The organism is Pseudomonas sp. NFACC04-2 (genome assembly GCF_900119265.1).
GTDB lineage: Bacteria > Pseudomonadota > Gammaproteobacteria > Pseudomonadales > Pseudomonadaceae > Aquipseudomonas > Aquipseudomonas fluorescens_AA.
Genome location: NZ_FPJC01000010.1, coordinates 1 through 17054, shown reverse-complemented (window position 1 = coordinate 17054; position 17054 = coordinate 1). Strand labels below are relative to the sequence as shown.

The window sequence follows — 17054 nt, the reverse complement described above, 5'->3', positions numbered from 1 at the left end:
TGCGACGGACAGGTGGCGCCCGAACCTGTCCGGTCACTCCATTGGAGGTCACTTGGGATGAAGACCTATCAACCGTTGAACTGCGATCTGCATGATTACCTGGAGATCGCCTGCCTGTACGGCTACACGCTGGACATTGAGCTGATTGACGGCCAACGCCTGACCGCCCGTGCGATCACCACGCGCACCGCTTCCACTCGGGAGGAGTTTCTCGACGTCGAAACTGCGGATGGTCGCCTGGAGATTCGCCTTGATCAGTTGCTGGCGATTACGCCGCAGGATGACAACGCCAGGTTTGGCCGGGTTGTGCTGGCGTAGCGGAGCCTGCCGGGCTGTGAGGTTTTGGGGCTACTGCGCAGCCCAGCGGGAGCAAGCTCCCTCGCCACGGGGGAACTGCCTGCCGTCCCCTTTTGATAAGTGCCGAGGGGCTTTGGTCGTCAGGACGGGGGATAGGCCTCGTTGTACGCCCCTGCAAAATCTTCCGCCTTCGAAAAAAGCAGCATCTCCACGTCACCGATCTCCACATCCAGCTTTCGGGAGACGTTCACCAGCAACTGGATGTAGGTCGGGTAGACATCGGTCGTCGCAATTCGAATCCAGCGCTGTTCACGCGCCTGGGTTTTCAAGCGGGGCCAACAGGCGTTGAGCTGGGTGTTTCGGCCCGCCAAGTGCGGAAACCACCAGCGTTGCTCATCGCTGTGAAGCATCTGTAGAACGTTCAGGGAAAATGCAACCCGCGCATCGAAGATGGCATGCTCGGTTGGATTCGAGAATGCCGCCACCTTCGACCATGAGGCGATGCCGTTGTGCTTGTCCGGCACCCGCCCCTGCGACACGGTCTGAACGTAGCCTTGCATCGTTACCAGCTTATTTCCCCCAATACCTCCCCACACACGCACCGCGTAGTCTGCGAGGGCCATTCGTTGTTCGGGCGACGTGGTCCATTCCTGGGCGACATGTCGCTTCAGGGCGCGCGCTTTTTCGTACCAGTTCGAGCCATCGATCTCCCATTTGAATGAATCGTGGACAAGAGCGGTATCGAACGTCCAGGTATAGGTATGGGGAAGTGATGGCAAGTGCTGTGTGGCGTAAGACAGCAGCGTATTTTCGAGAGACTGCATAGACGAGACCACGTATTGGACGAGGTCGAGATATTAAATGACTCCCGGTCGAGCAGCGAGTTTTCCAGCTTCGCGTGTAGAGAGAAGCCACGGCACTAAAGAGCACGGGGGACAAAATGCTGAGAGTGGCAACGCGCCGAGCGGGCTAGAGAATGTTATCTTTTTTTGGTAACACTCAGATGCATGAAAAACAGACACCGGAAAACCCTTGAAGCGTTCACGCACGCCAACGAGTGCGGCGACAGTGTTTGCTGACATTGAAGCCTTGGTCGTTCATCTGGGTGGCCGAGTGCTGGAGCGTGAAGGTTCTCGGGTCAAGCTGATCCTAGGGGAGGCTCAATGGCGTTGCCATCGGCCACACCCTGGGAAAGAAGCCAAGAAATATCAGGTAGAAGAGGCTCGCGAATTTCTCCAGCGGGCAGGAGTTGAGCTATGAACAGCATGACTTATAAGGGCTACACAGCCCGAATTGAGTTCGATGAGCGTGACGACATCTTCGTCGGTCGAATTCTGGGTGTGCGTGACATCATCAGTTTTCACGCCGATTCCGTGACCGAGCTACGAGCGGAGTTTGCCAGTGCTGTTGAGGATTACTTGGCGGACTGTGCCGAGCAAGGCGTCAGCCCTGAGAAGCCTGCTTCCGGCAAGGTGATGCTACGCATTCGTCCTGAAGTGCACGCTGCCGCTACCATTGCAGCCCAAACCGCCGGCAAAAGCCTGAACCAGTGGGCTGATGAGGTGTTTGAGCGCGCAGCGCACGTCTGACGTTAGATACACGGGGTGATTGAAAAAAGGTCTTGCTGAGCAAGACCTTTTTCTTGTTGTTGAACGCCGCCGGCCCGCTATCTCACCTCGACAATATCCAACGCCCGATTCGCCAACGGTTCATTCGCCACATGCCGCCACGAACCATCCAGATCGAACCAGATCACTGATCACTGCATTATGCCGTGGCTTTCCAGCATCACGGGGCGCCGCGCACCCTCAAGTCTCTTTTCCAAACAACCGCTCGGCAAGCTGCCGACCTCGCTCTAGCCCTTCAGCCGTCAACCAGATCGATTTGTTCCTGTTTACTGGATCGCTGATGAGACCTTGTTCATGCAATCGGTTCATGACTTCGAAGTCGAAACCTTTCCAGGCATTGCCATCGTCGGAACTGAAGGCTGCCAACAAGGCAAGCACAGCTTCTTCTATCAATTTGTCGTCGTAATTCATGGTCGCTGCTCCGCTCGTGTTTAACCGTTAGCGCTGAATTATGCACAGCGCTCTCTAAACCCCATCCAGTTAAAGATAAGCAGTGAGTTTAGCTATCCGGAACGAAGTAGAGCTGGATCGGTTGAGGATCTGGCTGCGCCGCTGTCGTCGGCTTATGCTGGTGGCATTTTCATACAAAGGACTGGAACGTGAGCGCAATACAATCATGGCTGGACAGGTTGAAAAACAAGCAAACGCCCACTTCCACTTGGGCCGATCACCGGCGCAACGAAGCGTTGGAAGTGCTCGCGAGCATAGGGACTGACACTACGTGGATAGAACTCAGTTGCCATTACAACGGTTTCGTGCGGGAAATCGCGGTTAGAGAGCTGTGCAGTCATCCGTCCCCTGAAGCCTTAGTGGCCTTGATAGACCGGCTGAATGATTGGGTTCCGCAAATTCGCGATTTAGCCACGGCAGGCCTGGAACACTACCTGTCGCCCTCCCATCTCCAAGCATTGCTGTTTGCAGTGGAGCCCCTCATTGCTCTAGCGGCGCGGCGCAGAGCCGACCATGGCAATACGCTCCATGCCGCACGTGCTGCTTTGCAGTCGCCTGTTATCCGAGACGAGGTCCACGCAAATTTCCTGACGCGACAGGGTAAAGCGGCCCGCTATTTGTTCGAGCTTTTGCTTGAGAGTGATCCTGCCCCTGAAGCGCTTCTACGCAGTGCCCTCGCCCATCGTGAAGTGACCGTACGCTTGATGGCTGTGCCTGCCTGTCAGGCATTGCCGGTCGTCCAAACTCGGCTATTGCTGATCGAAGCCCTGTCTCAACCCGGTGCCAAATTCCGCGTTTGCGTGCTACGTGCGCTGCTTCCTTTGCTTGACGATCCGAGGCCTGTTTTATGTGAGGCGTTGCTCGACGCGTCACCCTCGATTCGTAACCTGGCGCGCTGGGCCGCGCCAAGCAGCAAAGTCGACGCCGCTGCGGTCCTGTCTGACCGGCTGAAGCAGGATTTGCCCATCCGAAAGCGCGACTGGCTGGGGGTACTTGGCCTTGCAGCGGAACTCAGCATCGAACTGGAGCCGCAGTGGCTAAAGGAAGCGCTGCATTCCACTTATTCAACGGTGAGGCATGCCGCTGTCATCGCAGCCCCCGATAGCCAACTGCCCGAACTGTTCAGAGCGCTTGATGACCCATCAGATAAGGTTTTTACCGCAGCAATCGCTCGTCTGAACAAACAACCATGGGCTTTGGTGAAGGCCGGGCTGGATGCCAAGTTAGACCGGGATTGGCATGACCTTTCGGCAATGCGCCGAAGCGCAATACTCCATCTGCGGCCGCTATGGCAGCAGGCTGCTTACTTACTGGCTCGGCTGGACGCAGAACCGGCGTTGCAAGCCTTTTGGCTGCGCCAGTTGAATATGTGGTGTGATCGCCAATATCAGATGGTCGATCCCATCACGTCAAAGGCTGAGCGAGCAGAGCTCACGGAGCGACTCCGAGCGCTGGCTGTGCGCGGTCTTATCGATAGCAATAACGTTGCCCGGGTTGTTTAAGGAACCTAAGAATCCGGTTTGCCTGAACCTTTATTGCTTCAGATCTTCTATCAGCTTACCTACAGCCAAATCAGACACCCGGGAAAACGCCGCCCGCAGCGCTTCAGGATCGGTGGCGTACTGCTCAGGGGTGTAAGCGAGGGTGTTGTTTTCATTGAATGGCGAAATGGTATTGAAGTTGCGCCAAACCGAAGTACCGCTACGTTTCATGAATCCGTTGACGCCGATGACTGGGTAAAGCACGGAGCTGTAGTTTTTCAGGCTAAGCCCCCACTGCATGACCATGATTTCAACGTCGGCGTCCGCTCTCTCGCCTTCCGCCACGATGATGAACAGCCCTTCTTGCTTGATACGCCTCTCGAAGCTTTCACGCACCAGTTTGCCCACATCGATACCGTGGGCTTGCATGTTGTTCAGAATCGCCTGGGAAATATCCGCCGTCGCGCCGTCGGCCGCCTTGGTGCCCGCAACCGAACCGGCGCCCGCCAATGCGCTCGTGCCGGCGTTCGATGCCCCGGCGGCCATGCCAGTCGCTGCGCCTGCTCCGGCACCCAGGCCTGCACCCCACGCTTGCGTCATGCTCGTGTACTTGAAGTTTTCTACAGCAAAGTACACAGGAAGGATCTTGATCGTTTTGATCTGGTGGCGATCCTCAACACTCAAAGACTTGGTTACACAGCCGGAAAGCAGAACGAGCGAAAGCAACGCGAGCATCAACTTTTTCATGGGTGGGGAAACCGATTACCTGGATGAATGGGGGCTCTGGGCGCCATGACCGACAACCGTTTCAATAGAAGCGGTCTTCTTCCTTCATGCGATAAATCCTTCCGAAGGTTACGAAGGAAATCCCGAGGAATACCAATGTCAGCACGACTCCGCCAGCCATGATGAAAAAGCCGGAGCGATACGTGTGAAGCTCGGTGGCGATACTGCTGATTTGCGGAAACCAACGTGAGTAGAGCAGCGGAACGTCGCCCCCTACCTCGTACTGATCATGTTCGTTATAGCGTTGGTCCCCGTATTCGTCTTCATGAACTTGTTGATCACCGTCGACATACCGGTAGTGAATGATGATGCCGTTAGCATTCATCGGGATGCTTTCCAGTTGCGTCACGGTGCCTTTTACCTCGACAGCGCTCCACCGGATCGCCCCATAAATGGACCCGGAGTGTTTCGCCAGGGAGGCCAGGAACAGCAGCACACAGCACGCAACGGTAAGCAGGACTATTCGGTTATAGAGTTGATCTTTTTCAGCTTCACGTGGGTAAAACATGCTCCGGTCCTTCGTATGAAATTCGTCCGCAACTTATCGGCGTGTGATCCGGCAACTTGAGTTGACCTTTCCTGTCCGGAGGCAGGCGCCTTGGCTACCTCACCTCAACAATATCCATTGTTTGGAGTAACAGGACTAAACCGCCCTCACGGGCCAGGTACCGCTCACACGTTCCATTACCCGATCGGGTAAACGAATACCGATCGATATCAGACCTGAGCTGCCAGCCTTGGCTATGCCAATAGTTGGCCGCTGTTAGATTGGTCTTGAACACGTCGAGATGACATTTAAGTATTCCGTGTTTCTCAAGACTCGAAAGGCAGTGCTCGACCAACGCGTTTGCTATGCCTTGTCGCCGATACTGGGGAAGAACAACCAAATGCTGCAGATAACCTCTGCGGCCGTCGTGTCCACACATGACGCAACCGCAGAGGACGGCTCCGACTTCAGCCACGAAGCTCATCCCGGGATTTCGTTCCAAGTATTTCGCGGTCGATTCACGAGAGTCAGCGTCACGGAAGGAGACGCCTGGACTACGCCTCATGAGGTCGATCACTGCATCGTAATCGTCCATGGTCATGACACGGATATTGAACATTGATTGAGCCTTGCTGTGTTACCTGGCTGGCCCAGCAGACTAGCAGAAGCCGCTTGGAGGGTGCTGCGCCGATTCGCGTGGGGATCGCCCATGCAGCGCTTTGTCCAAGGAAAGGTCCAGCTGTGCGAGACCTTTCCTGTATTGAGGCAAACGCTCGGCTACCTCACCTCAACAATATCCAACGCCCGGTTCGCCAACAGCTCACTCACCTCGATCACCTGCAAAATCCCCAACGCCACATGCCGCCGAGACCCATCCAGATCGAACGCCAAATCGCTGATCATGGCATTCGCCGACGCCAGGTTCTCACTGAGATTCGCCAGCAAACACTCAGAATCAACCCCAGGGTCAATCCGTAGAATGGAGTCGGTCTTGTCAGACGTTTCGCTCTTAGGCTTGGGCTTCAGGTAGTAATCCAAGGCACGAGTGGCCGCTTCGTCGAGCTTTTTGTTGCGAGCCGATTGGGCACGTGATGTGGGTTCGTCTGTATCTGTAACTGGAGGATTCGGGGTAGTTTTGACCATAGCCTTAGCTCTCTTTGGGTTGGGCTACGTCACGCTCGCGACTAAACGATTGGGAGGCAGCTGTACGCAGGTTAGTCGACCGACGAGCTAAGAAATCGGCGCGCCCGAGGGCGCCCTGCGCACAGCCACCATCGAGTGCAGGGATGGGGATACCTGACTGATGGACGCTTGAGCGACTTAGCAACGACGGGCGACTAAACCCGATCACTGATGAGCAGTGACAGGTCCCAAACTACCGACGCAACCCCAGGCGAACAAGCCGGCGGATTCTGGCGTAGTTGTAGGCAAAGGCGCAAGGCGACGTCGGCTGGCGAGTTGCGGACGCCCATTGGCTGACAGCCACGGCTGACGTTCCTACAACCCTCGCAAAAAATCTTTCCACTCCATCCCTCCCCGCAAAGCCCCCATCCGCTCCAGCAAAGTCCCTCACAAATCCCTACCTCGATAATGCCTTCTTTCCACACCCCCTAGCGCTGCAACCGAGCACCGTGTGCCCCCATGAACCTACGCACCTTCATCCGTCGCTACTGCCTGGATTCCAGGCTCGCCACGAATGCCCTGACCCGCCTGCACCAAGCGTTTTCCTCCCTGGCCCGTTATCTGGCGCAACAAGGCTTCGACGACAAGTCCTGGCCGGCCACCCGCGACGAAGGTGCCCTGGACCGTCGTCTCGACACCGTGCGCCCGGAACTGGCCGCAACCGTGTTCAGCCACGCTCGGGAGGGGGTCATCCTGGTTGACCCGTACGGCCGGGTCATCGCCGTGAACGAGGCCTTCACGCGCCTGACCGGTTACGGGCAAGAAGAGATAAAGGGTCGGGAGTTGAACTCCCATCGCATGGTTCGGCGGCTCGCGGCGTTTTATACGCCAATGAAGAATGCGCTGGATTTCCATGGGCATTGGTCCGGTGAAATTCAAAGCAATCACAAGGATGGCCGCGAGATGACGTCGCGCATCAGCATCAGTGCGGTGCATGACCGGCATGGCAATGTTCAGCACTATGTAGCGTTGTTCAGCGACATGACGCAGATGAAGCAGCGCCTGCAGTTACTGGAGCGTGACGCTCGGCATGACGCGCTCACGCAACTGCCCAACCGGTTGCTGTTGACCGAACGGATGCGCCAGGCCCTGGGCAAGGCCGCTCTCTATCAGCAGAAAGTGGCCATCGCGTTTATCGACCTCGATGGGTTCAAGGCGCTCAACGACAGCTATGGGCATGACTGGGGTGATCGGGTGTTGCAGATTGTCGCCACACGGATCAATGCCACACTGCGTGAAGGCGATACGTTGGCGCGCCTCGGTGGCGATGAATTCGTGGCGGGGCTGGTGGATTTGCAGGCGGTGGAGGACAGCGAGCCGTTGCTCAAGCGGATGCTGGCGGCGGCCAATGCGCCGATCTTGATCGGCGCACAAACGGTGGAGATTGCCGCCAGTATCGGCGTGGCGTTTTTTCCGGAACATGGACAGGAGGTCGATGGGCTGATCAGCAAGGCGGACCAGGCGATGTACCTGTCGAAAAAGGCCGGCGGCAATCGTCTGGCGTTTTGTCCGACGCGGTTTATTTCGCTCAATAGCGAAGCCTGACGGTGGTGCCGAGGGTTCGTTCGCTGCCGGTCATGACACCATAGTCACCGGCGCCGAGCAGTGAATAGACGGCGGTGATGTAGTTGCGGTCGAAGACGTTGCGCACCCAGCCTTCCACTTCCCAGGCACGGTCCTGGCTGCGCAGGCCCAGGCGCAAATTGGTCAGGCCGTAGCTGGGTTGATAGCTGCCTTCGCCGCCTTCGAGGGTGCCGAAGTAGCCGGTGCGGAAGCTGTAGTCGATACCGCTGAAGGCTTCCAGCCCATAGGGCAGCGGATGGGTGTGGTCGAGGCCGCTGCTGAGGTTCCATTCCGGCGCGTTGTAGAGGCGGTCGCCGCTGAGGTCGCAGGTCCATTGGCCCGAGGCCGGCGGGCACGGGGCGTTGGGGAAGCTGCGGTAGCGCGCATCGCTCCAGGCCAGGCCCAGGCGCCCGGTGAGTCGGGGGGTGAGTTGCCAGGCGGAATCCAGTTCAATACCGCGCAGGCGGACCTTGCCGACGTTGATCAGGTTGTCCCGCAGCGGTGGCGCGAACATGGATGTTGGCGGGCTGTAGGTGAGCGCCTGGTAATTGTCGACGTCGGTCTGGTAGACGGCAAGGTCGAGCAACGCGCGCTCGTCCCAGAAACGCGTCTTCATGCCCAGCTCCAGGGACGTGGCCCGCTCCGGCTCGAAGGTGGGCGCGGTGAACGGGCCGACCACGTCGAAGTTGATGCCGCCGGCCTTGTAGCCCCGCGACCAACTGACGTAGCCCATCACCCCATCGCTGAAGCGGTAGCTGGCGCTGAGGAGGCTGGAGACGTTGTTTTCCTTTATCGAATCCTCGCGGTAATAACCCCCCCCCAGGGCAATGTCGCGCAGCAACAGTCCACCGGACTGGAACACCGCTGGCAACCCCGTCAGCGGGGTGAGGTTGCTGACGTCGCGGGAGATCCAGCCGTCCTTGCGCTCCTGGCTGTAACGCAGGCCGCCGGTGAGTTCCAGCGGGTCGATCGGGCGCCAGGAGAGCTGGCCGAAAATGGCTCGGCTGTCGCCCTTCTGCTCGCCATCATAGCGTTGCCGGGCGCCGTCCAGCAGCATCGCCGGCACCTGCTTCGGATCGGTGAAGGTGATGCCGTAGAGCTTGCGCAAGGCTTCCAACTGATCGCCGACGAACCAGGGCGCGGCGTCCTTGCCGAATTCGGCGTCGATCTCGCGGTCGAGTTGTTGGCGCAGGTAATACAGCCCGGCCACATAGTCGACGGAAGAACCGACCGTGCCGGACAGGCGCCATTCCTGGCTGAACTGCCGGTGGCCCAGCTCGGTTTCGGATTCGGCCACGGACAGCGCGGTGCTGTCGCTGTCGCGGGTGGCGCGGTAGTCCCAGTCGCGATAGGCGGTGATGCTGGTCAAGCGCATCGCCTCGTCCAGGTCCCAATTCAATTCCAGTGAGACACCGTTCTGCAGGGTTTGCGGATGACCCGGCGCGTCGATACGTGCCTCGCGCTTGTAAGGGTCGGGCTCCGACAACGGATAGCCGAGGAACTGGGCGCGCTTGCGGGTCTGCTGGCTGTAATGATTGACCAGCAGGACATTGCCGGCCTCGTTTTGCTCGGCATAGTCGGCGATCAGGCGGGCGCTGAAGTCCGGGGTCGGTGTCCACAGCAACTGGCCACGCAGGCCATGGCTGTCGGCGTCGCCGAGGCGGGCGCCGTCTTGCAGGTTTTCCACGGCGCCATCGGTGGAACTGTCGAAAATATTAAGTCGGCCGGCGAGCACGTCGTCCTGCAACGGCCCGGAAACCGTGCCGCGATATTCCCGTAGGCCGCGCTCGCCGTAGCTGGCTTCGAGGTTGGCTTCGGGCTGAAAGGTTGGCTGGCGAGTGATGATGTTCAGCGCGCCCGCGGTGGTGTTCTTGCCGAACAAGGTGCCTTGCGGCCCGCGCAGCACTTCGATGCGCTCGATGTCCATCAACTCGGTGAAGGCCATGCCTTGGCGCGCCTGATAAACGCCGTCGACGTAGGTGCCGACGCTGCCTTCCAGGCCATCGTTGTAGGCCGTCGCGCCGAAGCCGCGCAGGCCGAAGCCGGCGTAACGGGCGTCGTGGCCGGACACCACCAGGCCGGGCACCCGCTGTTGGATGTCTTGCAGGCGGTGCAGGCCGGCCTCGTCCAGTTGCTCGCCGTAGAGGACGTTGATCGGGATCGGTACGTCTTGCGGGTCTTCCTCGCGGCGGCGAGCGGTGACGGTGGTGGCGTCGAGCGTGAGGGCGCTGGGCGCCGTTTGTTCGGCCTGGGCCGACACCCAGGGCAACGTCGAAAGGCTGCCGAGCAAGAGCAGCCGATAACCCAGACCCGGCATGCTAGAACTCCCGAGCCATCGTACGATGCACCGTGTCCGTGCAAGCCAGTGTTTTCACCCACGCCAGCAATTCACGGCTGTCGGCAGGCTTGAGCAGGACCGCGTCGAAGGCCAGGTCGTCTGGATAGTCCTGCGGCCTGCGTGGCGGCACCGCCGAATAGAGCATCACCGGCAGATGGCGCCAACGCTCGCGCACTTGGCGCAGCAGCGCCCAACCGTCCATGCCGGGCATCATCTGGTCGCTGATCAGCAGGTCGATTGGCTGCTGCGCCAGGCAGGCCAAGGCGTCTTGACCGTTCGTTGCGATGCTGACATCGAAACCGTAACCGGCCAGCAAGTCGTAGAGCCATTCACTGTTCTGCTCGACGTCGTCCACCAGCAGAACGTGTTTGCCCTGGCCATCAAACGGCGTGGCGTTGTTGTCGACGATACCGTTTTCCAAGTCGTGCTCGTCGGCGCATGTCAATTGCAGACGGAAACTGAAGTGGCTGCCCTGCCTCGTGGCTTGGGGTTCGAGGCGGCTGTCCATGCGCTCCAGCAGTTGGGTGACGATGGACAGGCCCAGCCCGCTGCCTTCATAGCGCTGGGCATTGCGGCCGCGGCGGAACGGTTGCAGCAGTTGTTCGAATTCTTGCGGGTCGATGCCGATGCCGGTGTCGATCACGCTGAAGCGCAGTTCCACGGCGTTGGCAGTCGCGCCCGGCGCCCAATCCACTTCGAAGCGGATCTGGCCGTTGCGGGTGAATTTCGCCGCGTTCGCCAGAAGGTTCATGAGCACCTGCCGAAGGCGTTTGAAGTCGGCCTCCACCAGTGGCGGCAGGTCATCGGCCAGCACAACTTCGAAGGTGTTGCCCTGGCGTGCGGCGAGAAAGCCCGCTTCGTCTGCAATCTCGTTGAGGAACCCGTACAGGTAGCCCGGCGCGAGGGTCAGTTGCATTTGCTCCAGCTCGCCACGGGAGAACTCGAGCATCTCGTCGATCAGCTCCAGTTGCTGGCGGGCGTTGCGCTCGATGGTCGCCTGATAGTCGCGGTTGGGCCCGGCGTGCAGCAGACGCGCATAGTCGATGATGCGCACCAGCGGCGAGCGCAGGTCGTGGCTGATGCGCGCCATCAACGCGCTGCGGGCCGCCAGGGAGTCGCGCAACTGCGACGTGCGCAGGGCCACGGTGCTTTCCAGGCGTTCGTGCTCGGCCTGGCGTTGTTGTTCGAGGGTGGCCAAGGCGTGTTTTTCGCGGTTGCGGCTGCGGGCCACTTCCATGATCAGCGTGCACACCAGCAATGCCACGCCCGCCAGCGTAGACGATAGGCTGTATTTGCTGTCCGGCGACTGCCAGGGCAACTGTTCTTGCGGGAAAAACATCCGCATCAGCAATTGTGCGAACAAGAGCCCCGGCACCAGCCACGCCATCCAGCTGTAAGTGAGCCTTCTGCGCCAAGCCATGAATAATGTGGCGAGCAACACGCCATAGAAACTGAACAGGGCAACCTGGACCCAGTAAGCACCCTGGACCGGATCGACCTTCAGCCACCAGAGTCGGCCGAGGACACAGCCCACCAGCGGTACCCAATAGCTCCAGCCAATGATTTTTGGCAGCCGGGACACCTGCAACAGCACGCGGAAATAGGCCAGGAACAGGACGAACGAGAGCGCGCTGGCGAGGGTCAGCAATTCGCGCATCCAGCCCAGGGCGGTGGGCCAGTAGATCAGGTAGCCGTTCACGACGCAGGTCAGCAGGATATAACTGAGCACCGCGCCCGCGTTCACGGTGAGCAGTCGCGAACGCAGGATCCAGCCGACGATCAGGCCGAAGGGGACGACCAGCAGGACAATACCGAGGGCGAGCCCGTCGCTCAGGTAAGTCCGTTGCTGGCTGCGCAGCAGCGCCGGTTCGGACCACAGTTCCGGTTCCAGCAACATCTGGAAATGGCTCGTCACGCGGACGAACACCGTGGCGCTCTCCCCCGCCGCCAACGACACCGGGAACGCCGGCTGACGCGCCGCCGGCTGGGGCCATTCGGCCAAGGGATAGGCGGCTCCGGCGTGGGCATCACGCCAGTGCCCGGCTGAAGATTGAAAGACGCGGATGTCGTCCAGGCGCGGCGCCCCGACCACCAGCAAGCGCGAACACGTCGCATCGCTGGAATTGGTGAGCTGCCATCTCAACCAGAAGGCGGAGCGGCTGTGGCCTTGGCTCGGCCAGCTCGGGGTTGCGGGGTTGAAACGGGCGTCGGGCAGTCGGGCGACTTCTTCGAGACTCAAGCGGGCTTGGGTGTCTTCGAAAATCTGCGCCGCAGGCATCAGGTCCAGACGGTCAGCCCGGCACAGTTCCACGGGCGCGGCGTGTAGCAGGCCAGCGGACAACAAGGCAATCGTCAGCACCAGAAACCGTAGGAGCCGCATCAGGCGCGCCCGACCGACTCTGCATCAACGAAGCCCAGGGTTTGCTGGCGAAACTGGCTGGGGGTCATGCCGATGCGCTGTCGAAACGCCGTGGTGAAGTTGCAGGCATTGCGAAAGCCCACCACTTCGGCGACGTCCTGCACGCTCATGGCGCTTTCGGAGAGCAGTTCCTGGCCGCGCCGCAATCGCGCATCGCGAATGTAGGCAAACACGGTCATCCCCAGGTGTTCGCGAAAAATGGCGGAGAGGCGTTTTTCATGAGTGCCGACTTTTTGCGCGAGCATGCCCAGGGACGGTATGTCGTCCAACTGGTTTTCGATCAGTCGCATCGCCGCGCGCAGCACGATTTCATCGCCTTGCGGTTCCGGATCGGCCGGGTTGGCCGCAATGGCCGGTGGCGCTCGCCAGGTCAATTGCAGATGGATCCTGATGCGTGCCAGCACTTCCTCGGGGGCACAGGATTTGGGAATGTAGTCCACCGCGCCCACGGTCAACCCTTCCAACCGCTCCAACGACGTATTGGCCGACGACAGAAACAGGATCGGGGTATGCCGGGTGGCCGGTGCCTCGCGTAATAACCGGCACAGGCTGAAACCGTCCATTTGCGGCATGTGCACATCCAGGACGATCAGGTCCGGGCGCAGGGCTAGGGCGCGTTGATAGCCCTGATAGGCATCGCTGGCCAGGGAAATGCGCCAAGGCTGGGTCTTCAACAGAATGAGCGTGGCGCGAATGTCTTCGGGGACATCGTCAATCAGCAGAATATGCGGCAACGGCTCGGACGCCGCCACGCCTGCCGCCGTCAATACCTGCCTTTCGTATCGTCCGTTGTCCATTCGCCAGGTCTCTTCTTGTGTTTAGCCAGGTCGCTGTCACGCAATTGCCAGGCGAGGAAGCACGTATCGGGCCGGCAACAAACCGATATAGCGGCAGATCGAGCGAGAACTGAAGCTATCAAATTTTTAACGGGCGTTAAACGGTCGTCCCCTCGTGGCGCCTACCGATACGGGGCGTTACGGGCGGGGCGCAGGGGCGTGTGGCGAGGGATATCGAACGAGAGGGGCTATGCCTGGAAAAAGCCCAGGCGCGGTGGCCAACGGGGTTGATGCTGTTCACTAAACCGTGCGGTGGGCTTTAAACGATCAGAACGAATAACCAACCGATCTGATCGAGCGGTTGCGGGTTTTGTGGCGAGGGAGCTTGCTCCCGCTGGGCTGCGAAGCAGCCCCCAAACCAGACCGCTCGGTGTGCCAGATAGCTTGAGTTCGCTGCTTTGGGGCTGCTGTGCAGCCCAGCGGGAGCAAGCTCCCTCGCCACGGGTTATTGAGTTCCTTAAATGAGCGGCAATCGATTAGAACGAGTAACCGATCTGCGCGAGCAGTTGTGGGTTTTCCTGGCGCGTATCGCTCTGCGCTTCGCCGCCGGAGTGGCGCCAGGCGACCGTTGCGTCGAACGAGAGTTGGCCGTATTGAGCGCGCAAGCCCACACCGCCGCCGGAGATGCTGCGGGTGTTTTCTTCATCGGCCCACTCGTTGTGGTTGATGCGCACCTTGCCGGCGTCCCAGAACAGGTAGGGCGTGAGCTTGTCGATCGGGTAACGAAGCTCGATCTGGGTCAGCATGCCTTCGTCGCCCGAGGCTTCGCTTTGGGGATAAGCCCGCACGCCGTCGATGCCGCCGAGGCTGAAATCTTCGGACGAGTCCAGGTTGTCGCTGCTCCATTGCCCAAGGACACGGGCGAAGAGCGTGAAGTTGGCCGGCAGCGCTTGCAGGCGCGCGAGGTCGACGTTCACTTTGCTGAACTGGCCTTCGGTCTGGGCGGTCTGGCGGTCGCCCTCGCGCAGGGCCGAATCCAGCTTCAGGTCACCATAGGTCAGCGTCGCGCCGCCGTAGGTGATGCCGCCGCCGAATACGGTGTCCCTCACGTCAAATTGCAAACTGATGGGCAGCGTGTCACTGCTTTTTTCAAAGCTGAGACCCAACACTTCGTACTTATCCTCGAGTTCCTTGTGCTGGTATTGCCCAGCCAACATGAGGTTCGCCTGGTTACTGCGCAAGAGCGGGTAGCTCAAGCCGATGCTGCTGACCTCGGCGGTACCGGTGGCCCCCAGGTCGGCGAATTCCGCACCCAGGTCGTAAGCGCTCTGGGCGTAACCCACGTTGCCGCGCAGGCCAGAGGTGCCCAATGGCATCGAGTAGCCGAGGCTGCCGAAGTACAGGTCCTCATCGGTGGCCATCACCGCGGCGCTGAGCCGGTCGCCCAACATCAGCGGGCTGTTCCAGTCGCCTTGTACCGTCAGGCGATTGCGCCCCGAATAACGATTGCCATGGTTGTCCAGGGTGGCCTTGCCCTCGAAGGCCTCGGTCTTGCTCACTTTGGCATCGAGATCGCCCGTGCCGAGCGCCTCACCTGGCCGGATGACCGGACGGACAGCCACGCCTGGCAAGTCCGAGAGCACCAATATGCTGCGCTCCAGCCGGTCACGCTCGATCACGTCACCCGGTTGCAAGTCGTCCAGGAACGGCTGCGCCTGTGCGGCCAGTTTCGCATCGTCGTTGGTGGCGGTGATTTTTCCATAACGGCCTTCGATCACCGCAATGGTCAGTTCACCGTTGGCCATGCGTTGGGCCGGCAAATAGGCACGTGCAAACGGGTAACCCTGTTCACGGTAGTAAAGCGTGACCTGCCGGGCCACTTCCCGCAGCTCGTCCAGGTCATGAGCCCGACCGATAGCCGGGGCGACGACGCGTTGCAGGCTGGCTTCGTCGATGCGCGTGTTGTCGGTGAAGTGGACGGCGTTGAGTTGGACCTTGGCGCCGCCGACTTTTTCCTGCGCCGGTTGTGGTGCGTCTATATCCAGGCGAATGCTTTGCGGAAGCTCCTGCTGCGGAATCGGCAGTTCCTGCAGGATACGGCCGGCGTCGGGGATTGGGCGTGCCGGCAGGGTCGCCGCCCAGGCCGGGGAAGTGGACAACAACGCCAGACCGGCCGCGCAGGACATCAGTTTGTTATGCATGGGATCAATCTCGAATAATTCGGGTTGCCGGAGCCCATGACCACGTCCGGGGACGTGGCCAAGGGTTCCTTCAAATGAAAAGGTGGATGTCAGGGATCAGGGACGCATGGCCAGGCTCGGCAAGCGCACGCCGCCGCGCACGACGAACACAGTCTGCGGTGGGTAGGCCGCACAGGCGCCGCCTTCGGATACGCCGCCATCGGAGCAGACATTCCCGACCAGTTCCCGCTCGCTGGCGGTGTCCTCGGCCTGGGCAGCCGAATCGCTGTCGCCAGTATTGCCGTTGGCACGAGTACCGCCCTGGTCCACCAGTAACAGACCGCCGTCTTCGACCCCGTAGTCAGACCAATTAGCCGGTTTCGGCTGGGCTGGGTTGAGCTCCGGTGCATGGGGCGAACTCACCTCTGCGCCGACGCGTGTGGCATCGGCGACGCTCTGCCGGACGGCGTCATAATCAATCGACGGCGTCACGGTGAGATTGGCGTTGGCCGGACTGCTCACGATCAGGTAACCGAGGTCAGCCAGCCCGCCAATGTTGATCAGGTGCGAACCCGGGCCTTGAGTGCCTACCGAATACAGTGGGTTGCCGAGCATCGGCTTGGTGTCGCCATTCCACAGGCCGTTGGCGTCATAACCGGCGATACCGCCGCCGTTGAACGTGGTTTGGCCATCGAACACCTTGGTCTGGGTGGTCGCGCCGTTAGTGGACACCACCAAGACGGGCTGCTCGCGGTAAACGGCATGAACGCCCGTGTTGCCCAGGGCCCTGCCGAAATTGCTCTGTTGCTCGTCACTGTTGTAGCGGAAATTGCCGCTGCCACTGCCGACCACATCCACCATGCGGGTGCTGCCAGCGAGGCTACCGGTGTAGATCACCGCCCGGCCGCCGGCGCCGGTAGACACCGTCACGCCCGCGTCTGCCTTCACGTCACCGCCCGCAGCCACGCCCGCCGAAGCGGATTGACCGGCGTTGAGCACGATCGCATCGGAGGCATTGCTGGTGGTGCTGACGTTCTCGGTCAGGGTGATGTTGCCGGTGGTCGTCACAACCTGGACTTTGCCGGTGTTGCCGATACCGACGATCTGATCCAGCCGGGTGCCGTCCAGTGCCGTCTCGGTCAGCGTGCCGACAGTGACGTCGGCCCGATTGACGAAGCTGACATCCTTCGCTCGGCTGGCGATATCGCCGACCCAGTTGCTGGCGTTGCGCAGATCGAAATTCCCGCCCTTGAGCGCCAGGCCATCGGCGGTGATATTGCCGTTGGCATCCTGGGTGGTCTTGCCGCCGATGTTCAGGAACACGTTGCCGCGGGTGGTCAGTCCTTCGTTGATCGCCAAGTCACCTTGGGTACCGATGCTGACGTCGCCAGTGTTGTTCACCCCGGTGGTGACCTTGACCACGTTGCCGTTGCCGTCGGTTTCAGTCAGCGTGCCGACCTTCAGGTT

Annotated in this window: 15 protein-coding genes and 1 pseudogene; 5 read left to right on the top strand and 11 right to left on the bottom strand. The window is 60.3% G+C overall.

Going from position 1 to position 17054, the window contains the following annotated elements:
- The first annotated feature begins 57 nt into the window (after window positions 1–57).
- The gene (locus BT125_RS14895; protein ID WP_072408057.1) at window positions 58–318 is read left to right on the top strand and encodes a Rho-binding antiterminator; all 261 of its coding nucleotides are present in this window, start codon (window positions 58–60) and stop codon (window positions 316–318) included.
- A gap of 119 nt (window positions 319–437) precedes the next feature.
- Here the strand turns inward: BT125_RS14895 and BT125_RS14890 are convergent, their stop codons facing one another.
- Window positions 438–1121: a hypothetical protein gene (locus BT125_RS14890; RefSeq protein ID WP_072408055.1), complete on the bottom strand. Its 684-nt coding sequence runs from the start codon at window positions 1119–1121 to the stop codon at window positions 438–440.
- Window positions 1122–1365: 244 nt separating this feature from the next.
- Between BT125_RS14890 and BT125_RS29675 the strand changes: the two genes are divergently transcribed.
- On the top strand, window positions 1366–1557 hold the full coding sequence (locus BT125_RS29675) for a type II toxin-antitoxin system HicA family toxin (protein WP_371857812.1): 192 nt from the start codon (window positions 1366–1368) through the stop codon (window positions 1555–1557).
- Complete coding sequence (locus BT125_RS14880; RefSeq protein WP_072346904.1) at window positions 1554–1886, top strand: type II toxin-antitoxin system HicB family antitoxin; 333 nt, start codon at window positions 1554–1556, stop codon at window positions 1884–1886. Before BT125_RS29675 ends, BT125_RS14880 begins: the two co-directional genes overlap by 4 nt.
- A 219-nt stretch (window positions 1887–2105) precedes the next feature.
- On the opposite strand, the gene BT125_RS14875 is transcribed toward BT125_RS14880, so the two are convergent.
- Window positions 2106–2336, bottom strand: a complete 231-nt coding sequence (locus BT125_RS14875) for a DUF6429 family protein (RefSeq protein ID WP_072408053.1) — start codon at window positions 2334–2336, stop codon at window positions 2106–2108.
- 188 nt (window positions 2337–2524) lie between these two features.
- Between BT125_RS14875 and BT125_RS14870 the strand changes: the two genes are divergently transcribed.
- Window positions 2525–3877, top strand: a complete 1353-nt coding sequence (locus tag BT125_RS14870) for a PBS lyase (protein ID WP_072408051.1) — start codon at window positions 2525–2527, stop codon at window positions 3875–3877.
- Window positions 3878–3907: 30 nt separating this feature from the next.
- On the opposite strand, the gene BT125_RS14865 is transcribed toward BT125_RS14870, so the two are convergent.
- From BT125_RS14865 to BT125_RS14850, 4 genes and pseudogenes are all read right to left on the bottom strand, one after another.
- The gene (locus BT125_RS14865; RefSeq protein WP_072408049.1) at window positions 3908–4603 is read right to left on the bottom strand and encodes a hypothetical protein; all 696 of its coding nucleotides are present in this window, start codon (window positions 4601–4603) and stop codon (window positions 3908–3910) included.
- A 61-nt stretch (window positions 4604–4664) separates the two neighbouring features.
- Window positions 4665–5150: a DUF3592 domain-containing protein gene (locus tag BT125_RS14860; RefSeq protein WP_072408047.1), complete on the bottom strand. Its 486-nt coding sequence runs from the start codon at window positions 5148–5150 to the stop codon at window positions 4665–4667.
- 175 nt (window positions 5151–5325) lie between these two features.
- Window positions 5326–5748: pseudogene (locus BT125_RS14855) on the bottom strand (GNAT family N-acetyltransferase); the annotation flags it as partial.
- A 158-nt stretch (window positions 5749–5906) separates the two neighbouring features.
- Window positions 5907–6272, bottom strand: a complete 366-nt coding sequence (locus BT125_RS14850; protein WP_072408045.1) for a DUF6124 family protein — start codon at window positions 6270–6272, stop codon at window positions 5907–5909.
- A 498-nt stretch (window positions 6273–6770) separates the two neighbouring features.
- Here BT125_RS14850 and BT125_RS14845 point away from each other — a divergent pair, with 498 nt between their 5' ends.
- Window positions 6771–7856, top strand: a complete 1086-nt coding sequence (locus tag BT125_RS14845; protein WP_072408043.1) for a sensor domain-containing diguanylate cyclase — start codon at window positions 6771–6773, stop codon at window positions 7854–7856.
- On the opposite strand, the gene BT125_RS14840 is transcribed toward BT125_RS14845, so the two are convergent.
- The 5 genes from BT125_RS14840 to BT125_RS29440 all read right to left on the bottom strand — a co-directional run.
- Entirely contained in the window at window positions 7840–10191 is a 2352-nt protein-coding gene (locus tag BT125_RS14840) for a TonB-dependent receptor (RefSeq protein WP_072408041.1), read from the bottom strand. The genes BT125_RS14845 and BT125_RS14840 overlap by 17 nt on opposite strands.
- Before the next feature lies 1 nt (window position 10192).
- Complete coding sequence (locus tag BT125_RS14835) at window positions 10193–12592, bottom strand: hybrid sensor histidine kinase/response regulator (protein WP_083564502.1); 2400 nt, start codon at window positions 12590–12592, stop codon at window positions 10193–10195.
- A complete protein-coding gene (locus tag BT125_RS14830) occupies window positions 12592–13428 on the bottom strand; it encodes a response regulator transcription factor (protein ID WP_083564501.1) in 837 nt (278 codons plus the stop codon). The genes BT125_RS14835 and BT125_RS14830 overlap by 1 nt, the downstream gene beginning before the upstream one ends.
- 515 nt (window positions 13429–13943) lie before the next feature.
- Complete coding sequence (locus BT125_RS14820; RefSeq protein WP_218190270.1) at window positions 13944–15608, bottom strand: ShlB/FhaC/HecB family hemolysin secretion/activation protein; 1665 nt, start codon at window positions 15606–15608, stop codon at window positions 13944–13946.
- Window positions 15609–15704: 96 nt separating this feature from the next.
- Window positions 15705–17054: autotransporter outer membrane beta-barrel domain-containing protein (locus tag BT125_RS29440; protein WP_218190269.1), on the bottom strand; the 1350-nt coding region annotated here is incomplete at its 5' end.